13 protein-coding genes are annotated in these 20,159 nt (G+C 49.9%); all 13 read right to left on the reverse strand.

Going from position 1 to position 20,159, the window contains the following annotated elements; all coding sequences use genetic code 11:
* Nucleotides 1-176: 176 nt before the first annotated feature.
* The 13 genes from MRX98_RS11735 to MRX98_RS11795 all read right to left on the reverse strand — a co-directional run bounded on the left by MRX98_RS11735 (nt 177) and on the right by MRX98_RS11795 (nt 20,015).
* Complete coding sequence (locus tag MRX98_RS11735) at nt 177-647, reverse strand: class I SAM-dependent methyltransferase (protein WP_281432323.1); 471 nt, start codon at nt 645-647, stop codon at nt 177-179.
* Nucleotides 648-734: 87 nt separating this feature from the next.
* Complete coding sequence (locus MRX98_RS11740; protein ID WP_246908101.1) at nt 735-1,295, reverse strand: class I SAM-dependent methyltransferase; 561 nt, start codon at nt 1,293-1,295, stop codon at nt 735-737.
* Nucleotides 1,288-2,262, reverse strand: coding sequence for a glycosyltransferase family 2 protein (locus MRX98_RS11745; protein WP_246908103.1), 975 nt, complete (start codon nt 2,260-2,262; stop codon nt 1,288-1,290). The genes MRX98_RS11740 and MRX98_RS11745 overlap by 8 nt, the downstream gene beginning before the upstream one ends.
* 150 nt (nt 2,263-2,412) lie before the next feature.
* A complete protein-coding gene (locus MRX98_RS11750) occupies nt 2,413-3,678 on the reverse strand; it encodes an FkbM family methyltransferase (RefSeq protein ID WP_246908106.1) in 1,266 nt (421 codons plus the stop codon).
* A gap of 467 nt (nt 3,679-4,145) precedes the next feature.
* Entirely contained in the window at nt 4,146-7,925 is a 3,780-nt protein-coding gene (locus MRX98_RS11755; RefSeq protein WP_246908109.1) for a glycosyltransferase, read from the reverse strand.
* A complete protein-coding gene (locus tag MRX98_RS11760; RefSeq protein WP_246908112.1) occupies nt 7,925-10,549 on the reverse strand; it encodes a methyltransferase domain-containing protein in 2,625 nt (874 codons plus the stop codon). Before MRX98_RS11760 ends, MRX98_RS11755 begins: the two co-directional genes overlap by 1 nt.
* Complete coding sequence (locus MRX98_RS11765; RefSeq protein WP_246908123.1) at nt 10,546-10,953, reverse strand: metallophosphoesterase; 408 nt, start codon at nt 10,951-10,953, stop codon at nt 10,546-10,548. Before MRX98_RS11765 ends, MRX98_RS11760 begins: the two co-directional genes overlap by 4 nt.
* Nucleotides 10,934-12,253, reverse strand: a complete 1,320-nt coding sequence (locus tag MRX98_RS11770) for an ABC transporter ATP-binding protein (RefSeq protein WP_246908126.1) — start codon at nt 12,251-12,253, stop codon at nt 10,934-10,936. The genes MRX98_RS11765 and MRX98_RS11770 overlap by 20 nt, the downstream gene beginning before the upstream one ends.
* Nucleotides 12,253-13,074, reverse strand: a complete 822-nt coding sequence (locus MRX98_RS11775; RefSeq protein WP_343217760.1) for an ABC transporter permease — start codon at nt 13,072-13,074, stop codon at nt 12,253-12,255. The genes MRX98_RS11770 and MRX98_RS11775 overlap by 1 nt, the downstream gene beginning before the upstream one ends.
* 284 nt (nt 13,075-13,358) lie before the next feature.
* Nucleotides 13,359-13,937 (reverse strand): winged helix-turn-helix transcriptional regulator, encoded by a 579-nt coding sequence (locus MRX98_RS11780; protein WP_246908129.1) that lies wholly within the window; start codon nt 13,935-13,937, stop codon nt 13,359-13,361.
* 352 nt (nt 13,938-14,289) lie between these two features.
* Complete coding sequence (locus tag MRX98_RS11785) at nt 14,290-16,701, reverse strand: PKD domain-containing protein (RefSeq protein WP_246908132.1); 2,412 nt, start codon at nt 16,699-16,701, stop codon at nt 14,290-14,292.
* A gap of 17 nt (nt 16,702-16,718) precedes the next feature.
* A complete protein-coding gene (locus tag MRX98_RS11790; protein WP_246908135.1) occupies nt 16,719-17,522 on the reverse strand; it encodes a hypothetical protein in 804 nt (267 codons plus the stop codon).
* 693 nt (nt 17,523-18,215) lie between these two features.
* The gene (locus tag MRX98_RS11795; protein WP_246908138.1) at nt 18,216-20,015 is read right to left on the reverse strand and encodes a hypothetical protein; all 1,800 of its coding nucleotides are present in this window, start codon (nt 20,013-20,015) and stop codon (nt 18,216-18,218) included.
* Between the last annotated feature and the right edge of the window lie 144 nt (nt 20,016-20,159).

A 20,159-nucleotide genomic window follows, 5' to 3' on the forward strand; every position in this document is an offset into this window, starting at 1 on the left:
TTCGATTTTCATCCGGTTTCTTTCCTGACCCGTGCAGTTGATTAACACTACTATAACACGGGTTTTTGAAACCGGATTATTCCTCCTGTAAGGGCCGCTGTCGAACGAACGATACGTTAATGGCAAAGGGCAACGCGCATTGTAAAACGATGGGCTCTGAAGGCCCACACTTGCCCCTATGCTTCAAACAGGAGCAGTCCTTGCTGCCACTTCATTTTTGCTTTTTTCGTGAAAAACCCTGTCAAGTCTTTTTTTCTGTTTTTGAAAATTTTCCGCTGAATAGTAACTACAACGTTTAAGTAAGGCATTACAAAATCAATGAATTGTTCAGCAGTTAAGCCTAATCCCGGGTTTTCGAGATGTTCAAGCACTTCGCAGCATACGATCAGATCGGCACTATCGCGGCCAAGCTTAATATCATATATACTGCATACTAAAAAAAACATCTGACGGCAGGTCGCTGTTCTGCGCATTCTACGCGCTATTCTAATGACTTTGTCCGAAAAATCGCCTCCTCGCGCTTCGATACCCTGCTGGTTCCAACCGAGCACCCAGTAACCTCCTTCACATCCTATCTCGTGAATAGTGCGAGGTGCAACTTTCGATATAAGGCCGAAAGCGCATCGGAAAACCCCTTCATAATCCAACGCACGATAGGGTTCCCTGAGCCGTATTTATCGTTCGCATTCACAATAATTACCCAGCCCTCTTGCATTCCACCAGAAATTTTCATTCTATGGATTCCTCGCGAAAACGGCTAATTGATTACCCCCAAATAAAAAACGGGAGTACTTGACCATCATTAGTCCGACAGACTTACTAAGCGTAGAAAGTTCTTCTCGATCAAGCAATTTTTCATGCTCGTCATTCGCATGTTTAGAGAATAAGCCGATGGAAGCGCCTATACAATGTACCCAGTCTATTGATGGGTGAGGTGTTGTGATTACGATGCGTCCATTGGGTTCATCTTTCAAGCATTGCGTGAGAGTTCTTAGAAAATTTGCAGGATTTTGAACATGTTCAATCACTGCTAGCGACACAACAGTGTCAAATTTTTCCTTCACTGAGTGAAGTTCTTTTTGAAAAGAATGACGCGGAAAAGCATTTTCAGCAGTCTTCAATGAAGCCTCATCTATTTCAACACCAACATATGATTCGGGGTTTATCAACCCCGCCAAAGCTCCAGAACCGCAACCAACATCTAGAATACGGCCCATGAGAAACGGCCTGACAGCCATAATTCGATGTCTACGCAAAAAAGGAGAAAGCAATCCTTCAGTACCCTGATCAGCCATTGTCGGGTGCTCCCCCATGAATATTCTCGTTCCGGCAAGTTAAAACATTTAAATTAAATCTCACATTCTCCAAAAGCTTCCGGTTTGCCGCCTGTAAATCGGCAATAAAGGCAATGAGGAAAGCTTGGAACCCCATGCCCATAAGCACGCTAGCAAGAATAAGCGACTGAACGTGCCCATCACCGTTTCCCAATATAAAATGCCAAAGAAAGCGCAGCCCTATTAAAAAACCAGAACCGAATAGCACAGCACCAATTAAGCCAAAAAAACGGAAGGGTCGGTAGATCACAAAGATACGAACAATAGTTACAATGCTGCGCTTAATGTATTGCGGGATGTTCTTTACAAGGCGGGAGGGGCGAAGATCTTCATTCACCCGGATCGGTACCGATGCGATGGCCATGTTTTTCTGGCCTGCCTGAATGATGGTTTCCAACGTATAGGTGTAATCATTAAATACCATCAAGTGCTGAGCGGCAGCGCGGCTCATCGCCCGGAATCCACTGGGTGCGTCAGGGATGTCGGTCTTGCTGGCGACGCGCACCACCCAACTCCCGAGTCTCTGAAGTATTTTCTTGATCGGAGAGAAATGCTCTATGGTCTCTATTGGACGGGCGCCTACCACGATATCAGCGCGGTGCTCCATAATGGGCCTCGTTAAGGTCGGGATGTCGTCAGCGTTGTATTGATTATCCGCATCGGTATTTACAATGACGTCAGCACCAAGTCGCAAACAGGCGTCCAGTCCAGTCATGAAGCCTCTGGCCAGACCTTGATTGCGGGTATGGCAAACGACGTGATCAACACCGTTTTCACGGGCGATGCGTAAAGTTTCGTCGGTGCTGCCATCGTCGATGACGAGCCATTCAACGGAATCGAAACCGGGCACTTGACGCGGCAACGCACCCAGAGTGATAGCAATTGTGCCAGCTTCGTTATAGCAAGGTATCTGTATAATGAGTTTCAATGAGCATTTCTCCCTATCTCAGTAATATTTACCGCCTTTGCTTGATCAAAACCGGATAAATAATATTGCCCACTGATGGTGCAAGAAGGATTAGTGTACACGAAACTGCGAGGAAGCGGGTCAGTCGAATGATGCTATGTGTATGTGCACTTAAACAACTGCTACCGATGCATTTACACATTTGAACCCCATGTCTTCAAACCAGCAAATACCTTCTTGGACTACTGTTAGGATCAATTTGAAGTCTCCCTTTTCGCTGGGCGCAACTATTTTAACAATATCCTGTACAGACTCTCCGGGGGGTACGACTTGACTCGACAGTTGTGTCCGCAAGCCTTCATAGGCATGGAAACTACCATCAATATTTTGCCAATGGTAGGAAAGGAACACTGGGTGAATACCCGAACCATCCCAAGGTTCATTGCTTTCGTTGGTTAAGGTGACTGGAATTTCAAGGACTTGTCCGATCTGAACGGAAGAAGGGATTAGTTCTGCCTTCAGTGATCCGTTTGGTATAGTTACCGTCGTTTTGTGGTCAGAATTGCTTTGTGAAATTAAACCGGTGGCCTTGTCGAAAACCGATCTTACACGCCCCACGAACGAATTTTCAATATTCATTGAAGTAGCAGCAGAAAGCGCGTTCAATTTGGCCTTAAGCGATTGATCAAATCCGCCTACAATATTTGGGAATCGCTGTCGAACCACATGTTCATGCATAACATAATAGGACCGATCTGCATCATGAAGATCAATGATGGTTGAGTTGTCCGTGTCAATCGCAAACAGGTAAGGAAAAGCCGAGCGCATGAAATCCAGAAAATCCGGAATTGTGATCCTCTGAAGAACATCCAGACAGAAATGATTCATTTCCATTACCACCGTTGGTCTGTGTTTCTGTAGGAATCCCATTCCACCTTTAATTACATCCAGCTCGAACCCTTCAACATCAATTTTCAGGAAATTCGGTATTATTTCGGCATTGCCAAAATAATGATCGACTGTATCAATCCGAATGTTTTCTGTCACATGCCCTGTTTCTATCCTAATTTTATTACTAACAAAGCCTCCAGAGCGGTTGTTTATTGCGAATGTGATGGTCAGTGACTCAGCTATGCTACCAAATCCGAGACTAAAAGCCTCAACGTTATTTGCACCGGCCTGAAAAAGGTTCCCAATAAGGATCTTATAGGTCGATGGGCTCGGTTCAAACGCAAAAACCTTACGAGCCAAGGAAGCAAACAATATCGCGGTCATTCCTATATTTGCACCGATATCAGCCACCACATCATTTGAACCGATGAGGGTGCGAAACAACTGCACCATGTGGGGTTCGAAGTCGACGCCCACCGCATCCAGATAATTATCATCCGACGCGATGGAATAAACTTTGTCACCTATCCTGACGTTTTTATTCACAGCATGTCTCCCGCAATTTACAATTGTAGAGTTGCGCAGTAATAACGATTTTCATTAGCCATCCCGCTCTTTGCTTCCAAGTCATGAATAGCATTGCTTCCGAAAGTGGGACGCATTTTTTCTCATAAAGAGCGATCCACTCCAACACCGCGTTTTTTAACCCCTCGCAATTGTTGGCTTTGAAATAAAAAGCTTTCGCTTTTGCCACCTCAAGAAACACAGGAATATCCCTTGCAAGGTTCGAGTTCATCTGCGACTGGCTTCGAAATCCAAACAGCATTATCAAATTTGGTGATTACATTTAACCATTGTTGATGCACTATGTCAGCGTGATGTTTCACTTCCAAAAAATGAGAGAATTTTATCGGCATCAAATCATAAACCAGGAATACTATATATACTCCCGCACGATTCATTGCTTCCAGATAACATTCATGAACTCTTGGTATATAAGGCGTGTTGGCCTCTTATCCGATTTTCATTGCTGTCTGGGGATCTTTACTAAGAATTCTTTGCAAGAGTTGTGCAGCACTTGCTTTCCATGTCGACCAAGGCATGCTTGTGGACTTAGGATGCTTGTCTGCTGAGAGGAGTGTCAGCCATTCCGTGACCGCCTGCGCGATACTTTCTGGTGATTTACCCTTGAAATAAAAGGCATATTCGCCTGCAACCTCTCGAAATACAGGGATATCACGCGCAAGTATAGGCAGTTTGTGCTGAGCCGCTTCAATAAGTGGCAGGCCGTAACCCTCACCATAGGATGCAGCGATTAAGCAGGTACTGGTCGAATAAAGCTCTTCAAGGTTAGTATCTGTAACGGAATCCAACCAAAAAAGATGATTATCTAGTTCAGGGTGGGTTACAATGCGTTCGATTATCTGAGGAATGTCGCGGCGCAATTCTTCAGGTATACCTTTCCAGCCTTCTTTGCCAACAATTACCAGGTTTACATCAAGACCCTTGTTCCAAAGATGGCTGAAGCCTTCAATCACCTGAGTATAGCCTTTGCGAGGCTCAATTGTACCAACCATAATGAATGTAGGTCTTGTTTTAAATTGGTCTATTGCCCATTGAGGGGTGTCGTTGAATCCTTCTATAAAAGGAAAATTGTTGAAATCAGCGCCGAGGTGAAACCAATCTATTTTGAAAGTTCGTTCACTCGAAACACCATTCTCTTCAATCCATTCACTAAGCTCTTCAGCCACCACTTTTGAAATGCAAATGGCCCCCTCTGATTTCGCCACGATTTGCAGCCAGTTATTATGGGATATGTCCGCACCCGGCGGAAAGAACTGAGGCATTTTGACAGGCAATAGATCATACACAATAAAATGAATTGAAACACCGGTGTTTCGATAGAATTTCAGTAATCCTTGAGCTTCCGCATCGATTAACATTTGTCCGGACAAGTCGACGCATAACAAGATGTCTCCATTAATTGGCTCTACCACCTCATCATGAAATCCGTTGGTGGGACATTTAAGCAACTCCAAGGTGTACATAGTGGCATACCTATAATGCCAGAAACCACCCCTATCACATAAATAGACGGGTTCTACCCTGTACCCTTCTAATGGTCCTTCAATCAGACCCTTTACCAATGCTGATACTACACGCTCAATGCCAGTTTTCAAATATGTTCTGCATGTGGCCGATATATCGACCAGGATTTTTTTTGCCGGTTGCTTAAGAGGAAAAGACTGCGCGATTGATTGGGACAGCGACTTGCATTCATCGTCTGTAGGCTGGTGGCTGTCCAGGTTGATGATGAAATCGAGCAAGGCATGCGTATCACATAGCGATGCGGTATGGAAATTTTCAATGGCTTCAGCAAATTGTTGAGCGCAATTGCTCGGAGAATGGCGATTCTGGATATATTCTTGAGAACGCTTTCCGAGCAATTTGCATCTTTCTCTATCTTGTCTCAGGTGTTCAAGTGCCTCTGTAAGTTGGCGTACTTCGAAATTTTCCGGAAGCATCCACACTGCATCGAAAGGTAATTCAGCCATGGCACCATTAGCATTTACTATTGTAGGTACCCCGTGATTCATGCAATCCAGCACTGTTCCAGATGTCTCACCACGTGAAGTTGAACGTAGCTGGACAGCGATATCGGTAGCGGAAAGGTAGGTCCAGAAGGTCGACATGTCCACCCATCCAGTCATTCGAACTCCTTTATCCGAATCGCTGGAATTTAGAATTTTGTTAAGAAGGGCACCATACTTTCCACCATGCTTGGCGCCAACGAAGATCAGCACGCAATTTTTGTCTTTAGCTAAATTCGAATGTATCCAGGCATCCAAAAGGAGGTGGTTCAGTTTTGAAGGATCCATTCCGCCAAAACAGCATACCACAAAATCATGCATCCCGAGACCGAGTGCTGCACGGCTTTGGGCACGGTCGCGTTGTGCAATGAATTTCCGAGGATGAGGTACTACTTTCCAATCATTATCAAAAACCGCCCCGTACCATTCCGTTGCTAAACTGCGTGAATATTCAGAGTGCACTATAATACCCTTTGCGCACTGAAGAACATCAAAATTGGCTGGATATTTAACCTTTACATCATAAGAGTTATCAGAATGGTAGCGTTCTTTAGTGGCAGGATATCCATGAGAAAGGTAAAGCGATTTGGCCCAGCTGTTTTGGCCAACTCCGTTTTCTTCCAGGTAGCCCAGCATTGAACTAAGAAAAAAATCGTGGAGCACCACGGTGCCAGGAATGTCTATAATTAGGGACAGCATGTGTTGATGAAAGGGCGAATTGCCGATATGGTATAGAACACGATCCAAATTATGGGCATTTTCCCTTAACCATTGTACATCCCGGATAGGACAATTGCTATGCACCCATTCATCGGTAACACTTTCTTGATTTACGACTGCAACGATGTCGTAATATTTGGTTAGCGCAGGTATAAATTCAGCACTATAATTGGCAATTCCTGTTTGTTCAGGGGGAAGAGGCGAAACGTATGCTAACTTAGGACGATGATTTGGTGTTGCGATTGCGCGTCTTTCTGATTTGTTTGCATAAAGCTTCTCATAAGCTGCAATTGCCATCTTTGCGCAATGATCCCATGAAAACATGCGTGATTGCCTGAGACCATGCAACCTGAGCTCTTTCCTGAATTCTACCGAATCTAATATTTGGGCGAGTTTTTGTGTAATTGCTGCTTCATCATAGGGATCGAAAAGTGCATCCTTGCAATTTAAAACCTCTGGTATGCTTGTAACATTGGCACCAATTACCGCCGCTCCGCAGGACATTGCTTCCAGTGCAGTTAGCCCAAAACCCTCGTGCAAAGACGGAAGCACGAAGACCGTACACAAATTATAAATTTGAGCCAGAACTTCATCGCTAATGTAACCCGTGAATAGTAAGCGATCTTTACTAAGGTTTATCGACTTGGCCAATTGCTGCAGCTCAGTCATTTCGTTGCAGTTGATTTTGCCTACCAATACCAATTGATGTGTTTCGTACAAAGATTTTGGCAAGTGCGCGTAGGCTCGGATCAACCGTTTCAAATTTTTCCGTTCATCTGCCCCGCCTGAATACATAATGAAAGGTTGCGTGATCTGAAAATGATTGAAAAGTTTATGTTTTTCAATATTAGAAATTTCTATTGGACGAAAAATTGAGTCGCAGGCGCTGAATATATTCACAATTTGATCATTGGAAAACTTCAACTGGCTTCGTGCTTCTAATGCTGCCGATTCGGATATAGCTAAAAGCATCCTTGCCCGTTTTAGGCTCTCAATCTTTCGATGATAGTAGCTTGAATATACAGGGTTAGGCTTGAGATAAGTATCTTCTTGCAGTAAGGGAATTAAATCATAAAGTATTACAGCCGTAGGACAATGAGAGGAAAAAACCCCGATACTCGTCACAGCATCATCAACATAACCTTCAAACAAGCTTGATATTTGCACCACGTCAGGGTTTAAGCTGGATAGAAATGCTTCACGGATACCCTCTGCAACTTTTCTCCGCCAAGAATTGCCGGATACACAATCACGCACTGGTCCAGGAGCGTGCCACGTCCGTATGTTAGTTTGAGGCAATATATTATCGAAGGTTTTGCGTATCGATTCGATTGTGTCAGGAAACAGCCCACTTAAAGCTAAAATAATTTCATTATTTCCCCTATTTTGAGCAATAGCCTTGGCAAGTGACATTGTGTATCGGCCGATACCGCGAAACCGGCTTTCCGATTGTGCCCCCTGCATGTCGATAACAATCCTCATTACCTTACTTCTCCATTCCTTTCTATAGCGATTTTGAGATCATTGTAAATCCTTCTCGTCCTGGGCGTAAAATTTTGTATATTCAACAATCTTTCGTTTTCTTCGAAATAAGAATTTTCGACCTGTGTTGTAAAAGCATCTTTGGGGGCATCGACAAACTTATTATCACTAAAACAATCCCTTTCAGAAATATGACAAGAATTGTCATGGGCAACCAAACCTTGATTGCAGGCGAATAGTTTGAGATGAGCATGTATTAAAGGGTAACCGCTTAATCTTCTATTCAACCAATTCCTTAAGTAAGGTTTGTTGAAAATTCTCCGCATCGTCACCCGTAATAGCTGCCGCGCAATGGCTTTGAAAAATCGTATCGGAATCCTGCAAAACCACCTTAAACCAGCCGTCAGTATACGCAATGGCCATGTGATACGCCAAGAGTTGCTTTGCAAAATGGCTTGCACACGCTCTTCATGAGAAGTTGCGAGTACTCGCCAATGATTGGACGCTTCGAGTGATGCGGTCAATTGCGCTTGCAAGGTTTGAACTTGCGCCTCTTTTTCTTGAGCCTTAACGTACCAACTATGTGTATTGTCTAGCGAGGCTCTGTGGTCCTCCTGAAGTTTGAGAAGTTGCTCCTGCAGAGATTCTTGATTTATCCGCGCTTCATCAACCCTACCGATGGATAGTTGCAATTCTCGGTTTGTTTCCTCTAAGCTTGATTCTAAACGAACAATTGTTTCTCTATTTTTGGATGCTTCCTTTTTAAGAACGTCTCTTTCTTCCTTCAGTACGCCTATATTTTCATTAAGTTCCGCAAACTCTCTTTCCAGCTTGCGGATTTTCGCATTTGAATTTACTAAAATATCTTCAATCTTTTGCTTTTCGGTCAGCAGATTCTTGATTTCCGATTTTGCCTGTTGTTCCGTTTCCCTCTCCCGGGTCTCTGCGGCAATAGCTCGCTGCTCAAGCTCAGCAGCACGCGTCTCGGTTTGCAACAAGCGATTTTCCATGCGGGAAAATTGATCCTTGGACCACGCAACCTGTTTCTCGAGATGTTCAGCAAGGGAAAACCTGTCTCTGAGGGAATTACCTATGTGGGATATGGATTGGCTTAGGGTGGTGATTTCTCTTGCATAGGTCTCCATGGAGGCTTGCACTGTGGCGCCCACTCGATGCTCCCCTTCGTCCAGCCGATGCTTTAGGTGCTGCATATACAGCTTTTGCGCCTGTAAGGCTTCTTCAATCGCTTTGAACCATATGTCGGAGCTTTCCGGAGGTTGAGTCTCATTTTCCCTGATCGGAATTGCATCAAGCGTGTCGCGCATCAGTTTGAAGCACCATTCCTTTAGCGGTCTTTGCCACAGCAGAGCGGCCCATCCCTGGAATGGTTGCGGCAAGGTGAAAGGGCTGATGGAAACGGTGCGTAATGGATCCGGATCATCCACAACCCCTGTGGTTAGTTCTCTGACGAAAATGAAAAAGGATAAGAAGAGGTTTTCAGGCCAGACGCAATCTTGGGCAATAGATGAGATCGATCCGTAATCGATCAGGCTTGCATTTCCATTTTGGGCGATAAGAATATTCCAGGTTCTAACATCGTCATGATACAAGTTTTCAGCTTCTAGTGCTGCAAGTTGATCCAAGATGTCTCGTAGTATGGAGATGGGGTCATAATGAGCGCCCTCACGTATTAAATCCAGCAGCAATTTGCCCTCATCACGGGCTATCACAACCCATCCTTCACTTTCATTTGAACCTGAAACAATGCATTGCGATGTGGGAAAACAGGGTGGCGGATTGGTAAGAAAGAAGGTTTCGCGACCGAATTCCGCTCTGTTTTTAGGTCCGAGGCGGTGTTGGAAATTGTAAAATTTCAAAATTTTATTATCACTGAAGTAGTAGCGCCGGCTTCCGGCGTGGGCTCCCCTGGCCATGAAATGCGGATCGGTTGTCCATTCATCGAATCGGTCCGCATAACCACCCAGGACCCAACACAAATTACTCGCGATGCACAATGGACGCTTAATCGGGGCAAGGTGGGTTTCATGTCGTGCCAATTCATGAACGAAGGCGCAACCCTCCAATAGGCTGCGAGGGTCCTCGGGCTGGGAAGGGCCCCAGTAGAGCGGCTCTTCCCGCAACGCCAGCTCCAGGATCATGGCGCCGGCTTTGTCGAGCGTTTGATGAATCAGGTTTTTTGCTGCATCCACACCCGACTCATGTATAATGTGGTGAAATACGCTGAGCCCAAGAACAAGGTCGTATTGATCTTTCTCAATCCGTCCGAGTACGTTCTCCACGCGCCCGATTTCAAATGTCACTTTCATATCGGGATTTTCAACGGCCACCGCATTACAGATTGCAATGTTCTTATCCAGGTAGTCGACCCCGTGGACGGTAGCGCCCCTGGCTGCAAGGCTCAAGCTGAAGAACCCCTGGGCGCATCCGAGATCAAGAACTTTAAGAGGTCGATCAACAACCTTTTGCAGAGCGTCGTAAACGCTGATGATGGTCGCTAACCGATCCGTACAAGGCCTTGCAACAGCCTCCGACAACTCGGGGTGCCCATAAATCGGCTGGTAGACCTCGGGAAGTTCCTTGACAAGTACTGTCAATGGGTTCATTGCCGCACCCCTTGCGCTTGAATGACGACAACGTCATCCACCAGGTCCTCTTCGATAATGAAACATGGAGGCCCTAATCGGTCCAGTGCGTTTTTAACCGTCGGAAGTAGGTCCGGCCGGTCATGAACAAGGTCGCCCAGAAATACGACAAAATCGAACGGTTCTTCCTGATGCAAGCGATTCAGGGCTTCAATCAATTTGTTGTAATCCTGTTCAAACGGGGTATCGGGTTGCCCCCAATGCCCATCGGCGGCAACGGCGAAACGCAATTTGGTATCATGCCCGCTTTCGTGGGTTTCCGAAGCGCATGCCGTGATGTGCAGGAAAAGCAGTACGATTTGCACAAATGTCGCGATATGTTGAAGTCCGATCTTGGCGCGCCTTTCAGTTGCAGGTGTGGCCATTCAGTTGCCTTTGCTGTTCGATGGTTTCAAAAGAGGCGGTGAGGTCGACGAGCCCCCAAAACTGTATCGTTCGGCCGACATGTATCATTACGGAATCGTAGCGACGCTCGATGGGCTCCAAATTCGTGAGCGGGTCTCCAGATGAAATGCCGAAGGAAATCAGGTAGTGGCCTTCATTGAGTGCCATGGGCAGGGAAAACCGGAACACTTTGATGTTGCCGGCTTCGGCGGCGAGGTGCGACCGGCCTTCATTGGCGATAAAGGAGTTGGTGCCGTAGAGAAAGATGCCCTCGAGGGTTTTAATTAGAAAACCGGGTACGACGCTGGAAAAATCATTGTCGAAACGAACCTTAAAATAGAAATCGGTTTGTGCATTGCTTTCTATGCGCGAGGGGTAATGCTCGCCCTGGGCCACGATGAGATAATCGAGAATAGCGCCGCCGCCCTGTCCCCAGCGATGCTCTTCCACGCAATACCCAGGCCTGGTGTGAAAAACATCATCGTCGCCATTGAGCATTTGGGTGCCCGCGCAGCCGAATTGACAAGAACCTTGAACCTCAGGGCAAGGGGACTTGCCGAAGAGTTCGTCCAGGTATCGGTTGGTGACTTGTCGCGACGACCCATCCTGTTCGACATGCCCGTTTTTGAGCAGGATTGCGCGTTCGCAGTGCTTTACGATGTCACCCACGCTGTGGGAGACAAGCAAGAGGGTTGTTCCCTGTTGCTTGAATCGGGCGATTCGCTGAAAGCATTTTGCTTGAAAATAGGCATCGCCAACGGCCATTGCCTCATCGATGATCAGGGTGTCCGGGCGAACGGCGGTTGCGGCGCTGAACGCCAGTCGCATTTGCATTCCGCTGGAATATATGCGCACCGGTTGATCGATGTAGTCGCCGATATCGGCGAACTTTTCGATTTCCGGCAGCAAGTCTTTGATCTCATCGATGCCCAGACCCATGAGTTGCCCCGCCATGAAAACATTTTGGCGGCCTGTAAAATCGGGGTGAAAGCCCATGCCCAGTTCCAACATTGCCGCCAGGCGCCCGTGGGTCTGAACAGTACCCGTTGAAGGCTGGAGAGTGCCGGTGATCAGTTTGAGCAAGGTGCTCTTGCCTGCGCCGTTGACACCGACAATGCCCACCGCCTCTCCGGGGTCGATGGTGAAGTTGATGTCCTGCAAGACCCACTTGGGTATGTGATGGGGGCGGTTTCCCGGCAAAATCCATTCGGCAAGCCGTGCCCAACGCGTGGGATAATGTTTGAAAGCTTTGCCAAGGCCGTCGACGGCGATTGCAACCATTATAGTTCGTCCACCATTTCGCCGGCACTTCTGCGGAAAAGCAACATGCCCCAACTGCACAGCAAAAGTGCCAAGGCTGTTACCGGCCAGAGCGAGATCCAATCGGGCCATTGGCCGGTGACAAGAATAGTCTGGTAGGCAGCCATTAGTTGGGTCATCGGGTTGAAGGCGATCATGCCGCGCACTCTCTCCGACAGAATGGAGATGGGATAAACGATCGGGGTGAGCCAGAACCAAAACTGCAACACCACGGTAAACAGTTGGCCGACATCGCGAAAGAAGACATTGAGGACGCCAATAACAATGCCAAGACCGATGGCAAAGGCGATTTGAACGGCCAGCACCGGTAATAGCGCCAGATAGGTCCACCCGGGAAAGTTGCCGGAGAGAATCAGAAAACAGGTGAAAAGACCGAAGATTATGGCAAAGTTCAAACCTGCGCCGGCCACCACGGTTACCGGCAGGCAGAGCCGGGGAAAATTGATCTTTTTAAGTAGATTGGCATTCTCGAGAAATATGTTTTGCGCCCTCGTGGTGATTTCGGCAAACAAGCCCCAGGTCAACAATCCGGCGCAAAGGTATATACTGTAGGCAAAGGTGCTGTCCACCTCGGGAAGCTTCATGCGCATGATTTGCGAGAAGATCACCGTATAGACGATGATCATCGCCAGGGGGTTGAGGAATGTCCACGCTGCCCCCAGTATCGAATTGCGATATTTAAGCTGAAACTCCCGCTTAACGCTGCCGGCGATGAAGCTTCGATAATTCCACAGAGCATGAAACATCGGAAGAAACGGGCGGCTTTTGACAATCGAGCTCACTGGGACGCAACCTTTTTGTGATCGGTCAAGATGGTAATGCGCGTCAATGAAAGGCCGAGGCGGCGGGGAACCACCAAAAACCAACGTTGCCGGCGCGATCCGCTGGACGAGACGATGGCGCAGTGCCGGTATTTGTCTTCGAAGCTGTGGCGCCGGATGCGGCCCGAGCGGGTCGATGATGGCGGAGATGTTGTCGAATCGCTCGCGCTTGCGGGTAGTGGCTGTTTTGTATTGCTCATGATCTCTTGTTGCCCGTCACCCGTGGCGCCATGTGCCGGTGCGGACTAATATTGAATCATGGGTACTTGTTTTTTGCGTGGCACGGGCAATGGTTTGTATTTGCCGCCTTCCGGCGGGATCCGGGTGTCCAGCAGTCGATCGAAATGGAGGTCGATGAGCGCGCTTGCGGGGATGACGGTTTGACCCAAAAAAAGCTGGCCTGCTTTTTCGTCGTCGATGACGGCCGCAAGCTCCAGGTTGGTTTGCTTGAGGGCCAGGTAGGCGATTTCGGCGATTTCGTTGGAACCGTAGAGTACAATGGTGCGCACGCCTTCTTGTTCCAACTGCTTCAAGGTGTTCTCGAGTTTGGATTTGGCCATTCTGTAGAAATCAAGGGAGTGCTGGATAAAGTCGCAGGTCAGGCGGGTTTTTTCCAGCAGGCCCTTGGGGGTGAGCAGGTACCCTACCCTGTTCCTGGGATAAGTGCGAATTTTAAAATAGCTTTTTTGCACCAACTGCTTGATGTAGAGGTTGACCAATCCCAGGGAGACATCCAGTCGTTCTGCCAGTTCCCGCTGGGTGGGCGGATTCTCTTTGTCCATTTCCTGCAGTAGTGTGAGGGTGCGGATGTCGCGCAGCTTCATTGGGTCGGAGTCGGTGTCGAATTTGCGGGGTTGCTGGTGAGCTGGAGGTAGCTCCGCCTGGTGGATTACGGATACAGATCCAGTCGATGAGAGGGCCGCGGTCGTGAGTTCATCGGCATCATGTCGCCTTCGTCCATGGCACGGTTCCATCCGGAAGCGCGAATATGATGGGCTTGAGAATGTGTTCAGCGCTTCTTGTTCATCAATTGAACATGATTCGCATTGAAAGGCAAGCAAAAAATGATGCGTATTTTTCCGTTCAATATTCTTTTCACTTCTCAGGCTTCAAAAGGCGGTGTAAGAGGCAGGGCGCCCGGCATGTTCATCGTGCCGGGCGCCTTGCGGAAACATTTTAATTAAAGGATCCGTCGACACGGGTACTTTTGTTGATTGAAGGGCTGACGTGTATGTAAAATTGAGCTCGTTGCCCCTGGGCTACGGGTACGGATATGTTGAAGTTCTCCAGCGTGCCGGGCATGAAACGCTTCTCATATCTTTGTTCGGTTTGTGACCAGGCCCGGACATCCAGGTAAGCCTCCCGCACACTGGGGCCGGAAGGCAAGGGAACGTATACCGTGCCGGAGATGGTCAGCGCCTCGCCATCCATCATCCCGGTGAAGGTGCGCGTTCTCTGGTTCGCCTCCCACCATTTATCTGATTCCGGGGAGTCGACGTAACTGGTATCGCCGGCGCCGGTGATGGTGTAACTGATCCATGGCAGGTCGTCACTGGGTCTGAAAGTACCGGAAGTGGTGGACCCCTGTCCGGAGTCACTTGCCTGGGTGATGTTGATGGTCATCGAATCCACTGCCAGAAATACCCTGTCAACTGTTTCGAGTGTGACTTCGGGGTAGAAGCGATCACCGGCGTTCAAGTTGTAATAGGTGTGGCTGGCCCGCGACGTTGCACCGGGCTGCACGATCTCGGTGAAGGTGTTGCCGTCACCGAATTTCCAGGTAAACCGATAGGTGGCTTCGGGGCGCCCCACCGCCTCGAAATTATGGGTGACCCGGGTTGCACCCCGTTGCAATTCATAGGTCACGATACGGGGCGGCAAAATGGTGACGGTGGCCTCTTCGGATTCAAACAGGAACGATTCGCTTTGAAAATGACGGGTTCCGGCTTTGATCTCGATATGCACCGACTGGAGGTTTTCGATGCGGTAGAATTCTTCTTCTTCGGTCAGCGCCTCTCCCGCTAAGGGTGCGTAAAGCTGCAAATCCCTTCGTTCCAGGGAGCCGTCGGGCATTTCGATCTTGTCCAGCTTGCCATTCCTGAAATACAGTTCGCGTGTTTTGACCGCGTTGTCCTCTTCGCTGATGACCAGCTTGGCCGCGCCGGTGTATTCGACGAGCAATTCGTAGTCGGACCAGGCTTTGTCCCTTGCCTGATAATGCTCCATTTCAGCGTCGATGCGGATCACGTTGCGGGAATAATTATTGCGGCCGGGCGCATTGCCCTGCTGAATCCCTTCGTCGGTGTAGGTGGCTTTCAGCTCCAGGGTCGGGAAAAACATGTCCATGAGATCCGCATTGGCGTAAATCGCAATGGGCAGCAGCACCTTGGCCTGATCCGGGGCGTAAGCGTTGGGTATGTGGTACCGGCCGTGTTTACCAAGTAAGCGCCCCGCTGATTCCAGCGGGTCTACCAAGACCGACTGGTCCGGATCGAACCAGTGAAAGCTGAGGCGCTCTTGGGCCATGGTCATGAGCATCCAGTCGAACGCACCGCCTTTTCCTTCATATCGCTTAACTCTGCGTTGGATCAGGTAGCCTTGAACCCGAGTGTATCGTTCCTGCAAGTCGGCAAACTGCGGAGACGGATAGGGAAGCGCCAAAAACCTGTCGTAATGATTGGGTATGACATGGGAGGGTTGGTCGTAAATGGTGTCGGCGGAATAGAAATTCTCGTTGATAAAAGTGGCTACCCGGTGAAAAAGTGCCTCCGGTTTCTGTTGGGTGCCTCCCGCGCCGGCGAGAAAGGGGGTTAGGCGGGGATCCAACAGGGGATCCCGGGCTGCGCTGCGCACATGCTCACTGAAAACCCTGGATTCGATGGGCTCATCCAAGGCGTGGGCATCGTTGCGAACATGGGCCGGCTGGGTCATGTCGGCCAGCATGTGCATGGATTCACCGAGCGCACGGTAGGCCAACGCCAGGTAAGTTCGGCGCTGATCGGCATGATCGACCGGGACCAGGTTCAGATTGAGCTTGAAGTGGCTCTGCGAAAGCATCGGCGGCAGGGGACGTTCATCATCCACTTCCATGGCCAGTTTGTAATAAACAAGCCCCTGCTTGAAACTGAATGGGTTGTCCGGATGATCCAGGGCCCATGTTCTTGCGTCAATTTCGGGCGATTCGTAAAGAACGCCATGGACGATCCACCCATCCGTCAGATAGTGTTCAACACGGCCCAACGGATCATAAAAATGGCGGAGAGATGCATACAGATGGGGCTCGTCGGCCCAGTCTCCCCCCAAAACAATCCACTGCGCCATTGTGTAATTGCCAAGTGTTAATTGATAATCCTTTACATACAGGCATGAGCTGTCAACAGCGATACCCCGGTAGGGCTCGTTGCGCAGGTCGCGGGTTATGGGGCTCAGACTGTATTTTTCCTTGTTTTGCATCTGGGACAAAAACAGGTTGACGGCCTCGTGGTTGATTTGCCTGTGCGTTCCCTGATTCCATGCAGAAGCATTTTGGGTCATAGACGGTATAAGGAAAGCACAAAGGAACATGCATGTAAGCAATCTCGAATTCATCAATCACCGCCCTTTCTTTAGAAATCCATCAGCATCCAGGTGTCGTCGTGTTTCATCCAGCGCACATAGAAGGTGAATCCGTCGATCTCAAGCGCATACTCCGCCGTTCTTTGCGTTGAATCGGCCGCGGGCTCCGCCGGAGGGCTGAGAAAACCCATCCGGGCGCGATCCAGCAGCACACCGAATGCCGGCATGGCATCGGGGTTGTGGCTGAACAGTGCCTGGTACACATCCCTTTGGTCTTCTTGGATGAACGCCACGGCGCTATGGATATCCTTGTTGCGGGCAGCCTGCTGAAATCCGGCAAGCCGTCTTGAGATGGCTTGCGTTTCAGCTGCGAGATCCGGGGCCCTTTGCCAGTCCCAGTCGTCGATCCCAAGCAAATCCTCATCGGGTATGCGGGCGCTGACGATGACAGGTCTGGATCTGTGAATTTGACCGGACGGTGTTTCTGCTTCCACCTGAACCCAGTATCTGTGGCCACCGGTGAGTCCACTGACGGTCACTGGAGATACGTGATCGTTTTCAACCATGGCGCTCCTGTCGGAAAAACAATCCTGGGAACGACCGATCAGCGAACCGGACTCGGGATGCTCCTCGGTCAGGCAAACGTTGAAAACGGCTCCTGGAAAACGATCCTCGTTCCAGTGCAGTTCCGCACCGAATTCCAATGACGTCGCCTCGAGAACAAGGAGAGACCGTTCATACACCGGCACCGGCGATGGTTCCGTTCCGCCGGATCCGCCGTCTCCGCCACCTCCACCGCATCCGATCAACGCAAACCAGAAAGCAGCAACTACAATCCACGATTTGAGCTTCATAAATCTCTCCTTATACAAGCGTCTAAGCGCATACCGTGCCGTCACGGAATTATGCGCATTGGTTTGCCGGAGGTCTTATAGAACAAGAATGAACCGCCTTCAACTCTCGCTCCTGCTTACTCGCAGTCTCTTCCAATCATGAATTTTTCGGAAACCGGTTTGATTGAATCCGATTAGCATTAGCAGGATTCAACTATACGAATCATTAACGCGATTATTATCGGCACAAGGGAGGAATTTCTTGAGCTTTAATTTGACTACCGAGGAAATCACCGCTACCGAAGCAACCAAAGCGCAACCAATCCATCGAATTAGAATATTACACCAAGGGATATAAAGGAAATTCCGGTTCGTCTTCTTGAGGTGCGATTCCGTATTGCCCCTCTCAGTACTCCTGATTTACCGTTTGGTGTGTTTTATGCTCTCGTTTTCAACCGAATGCAGCCGTCGGTTGATTTGGACAGCAGCGCGCCGTCGGACGCTTCCATGATCGGCTCGTCGGTGGGCAGGGTTTTAGAAAGACGGTGGATTTGTCGGCGCGCTCGGAATTTTCAGCAGAAGACGGATTGGGTCGCTTTGGAGTCTGATGAACAGAAACTGAATATCTGAAGAACGTCCCTAAACTCCCTCCCTAAACTCCCTAAACTCCTTAACCGTGCTCTTCTAAATGCATGAAGGGGATGGTGTCAAGGATTAATGTGCCGGTTCGGGTACGGGCACGGCCACGGGTGTGATGCGTTCGATCTCATCGCGCAGCTTTTGCAGTTCCTGAAGGAATTTTTCCTGTTTCTCCTTGAAGAAGCGGCACGCCAGGTCCTGGTAGTAGTCGGTGCCTTCCAGAAGGCTCTTTTTGAAAGATTCGAAGTAGCTCCAGGGCCGGTTGGAGATCTGATGGGTGAAACGCTTGATTTCCACGCACAGGTACTCTTTGTTGAGGCGCATCTCTTCCAGGAACATGTGGGAGCGCTCATGGTTGACCATGACGCACAGGCGACCGTAGATGTGATTGACCATCTCATCCAGGGAGAAGGTGCGGCGGAAATTGCGGATGTTGGGGCCGCAGCAGACCGCCGGCGCCACCGCCTTGTGCCCGTTCCGGCTCAAGCTGACGCTGCCGCCCAGGTCGTGACAGATGCATGCCTTGGCCAGCACCGCTTCACGCACCATGGCCTGCGCCGCCTCGGAGAGTTCCTCCTCGGGCAAGTGGGACAGCTTGAGGGCCACGTATTCGCGGGAGGCGGTGCAAATGGGTTTATCCGTAAACTCGCTGTTGATGCGCGCATACCCTTTGGGGCAGTCACTGCCGGGTCGGCCGGTGGCGATCCGGCGCTGCCGCTGCCGTTCGCTGGCCGAGGTGCGCAGATTCCAGAACGGAACCCCCAGAGGAGACGCGTCGCTGAGGTAGATATCTTCCTTGTTCGCATTGCAGAGCCGCTCCAGGTGAACGGAATCCACATTGGTCACTTCGGGCACCACCATGAAGGGGGTGCCCCAACCCGTGCCGTCCACCTGGTAGTATTGCAGAAGCATGTTGTTTTCCTCGGCCGTACCGATGCCGCCCTGGACGGTGACGCGGATCGGAGGCGGCTCGGTCGGGGCATGCCGCCCCATGCCCGCCAACGCCTTTGCGTAGATCCGGAAGAGACATTCCGTCAGCTCTTGGCGATTCTGTTTGAACAGCTCCAGTACGGGTCCCATCAGGTTGCAGTCGGCCGCGAAGGCGTGCCCGCCGCAGTTGAGGCCCGACTCGATGCGAAACTCGGAGATCCACAAGCCCCGCTTGGCCAGGAATTTCCCCTGGACCAGCGCCGAGCGGTAGTCACTGACCTTCAGAATGATGCTTTTGACGGGGCCGGCGGTGTCGCAGGGGAAAAAATCGTCAAAGCAGGCGGCGTAGGTGTAAAGGCGCTGGTTGATGCCGGCGGAGAAGACCATGGCGGATCGCAGCGTGCTTTTGGCGAAGCCGCGCAGGGCGGCCATTGCATCAGCGAATTCGGCGGGCAGCTTGGCGCCGTTGCGATAGCGGTCCATGTCCAGCTTGGTCATGATGTTCACATCGATGCGGCCGGGTACGATATGACGGCGCAGCTCGGCCTGCAGGCTCTGAAGCTCGCGGGTGTCGGTCACGGTTTGCATTTGCAGGTATGCGTCGCGCAACGGCGAAGGGGGCAACAGCTCAAAGTAGCGGCAGATGTCACTGCCCGCATCGAAGGGCGCCTGCCGCAGTTGCCGCACCTGGCGAGCCACCAGCTCATCGACCAGGTCCAGGTAGGCCGTGATGCGCCGGGCCCTCGCGTCGGGTGCGGAAGCCTTTATGGCAGTGAACGGCAATTGGTGCTGTCGGCTATGATATTTGCGCGCCTGCTCGATGATCACATCATCCACCAAAGAGATGACCGAAGTGATGCCGTACCGGGCGACGCGCAACGGCGTGTCCAGCGTGAACCCGGTGCCCATGACCGGGATGTGAAAGGAGTGGGGGCTGGAAAGCATTTTTCTGTCTCTTAGCCGATGTTCAAAAGAGTTGAGGCGGGTGCGCCGCGTGCAAGGCAGACAAAGGTAAAGCCCACCCACCATATCCCGCAATGGCTTTGGTTACAAGGAATAGATGGGCAGGAGTTTATGGTTTCGATACCG

It is taken from the genome of Desulfatitalea alkaliphila, from assembly GCF_022968795.1.
GTDB lineage: Bacteria > Desulfobacterota > Desulfobacteria > Desulfobacterales > Desulfosarcinaceae > Desulfatitalea > Desulfatitalea alkaliphila.

What these genes read in the sequence shown, in the direction of transcription:
- MRX98_RS11755 (WP_246908109.1), bottom strand. Translation starts at nt 7,925, where the DNA reads ATGAGGATTGTTATCGACATGCAGGGGGCACAATCGGAAAGCCGGTTT.
- MRX98_RS11740 (WP_246908101.1), bottom strand. Translation starts at nt 1,295, where the DNA reads ATGGCTGATCAGGGTACTGAAGGATTGCTTTCTCCTTTTTTGCGTAGA.
- MRX98_RS11785 (WP_246908132.1), bottom strand. Translation starts at nt 16,701, where the DNA reads ATGAATTCGAGATTGCTTACATGCATGTTCCTTTGTGCTTTCCTTATA.
- MRX98_RS11780 (WP_246908129.1), bottom strand. Translation starts at nt 13,937, where the DNA reads ATGAAGCTGCGCGACATCCGCACCCTCACACTACTGCAGGAAATGGAC.
- MRX98_RS11760 (WP_246908112.1), bottom strand. Translation starts at nt 10,549, where the DNA reads ATGAACCCATTGACAGTACTTGTCAAGGAACTTCCCGAGGTCTACCAG.
- MRX98_RS11765 (WP_246908123.1), bottom strand. Translation starts at nt 10,953, where the DNA reads ATGGCCACACCTGCAACTGAAAGGCGCGCCAAGATCGGACTTCAACAT.
- MRX98_RS11770 (WP_246908126.1), bottom strand. Translation starts at nt 12,253, where the DNA reads ATGGTTGCAATCGCCGTCGACGGCCTTGGCAAAGCTTTCAAACATTAT.
- MRX98_RS11795 (WP_246908138.1), bottom strand. Translation starts at nt 20,015, where the DNA reads ATGCTTTCCAGCCCCCACTCCTTTCACATCCCGGTCATGGGCACCGGG.
- MRX98_RS11790 (WP_246908135.1), bottom strand. Translation starts at nt 17,522, where the DNA reads ATGAAGCTCAAATCGTGGATTGTAGTTGCTGCTTTCTGGTTTGCGTTG.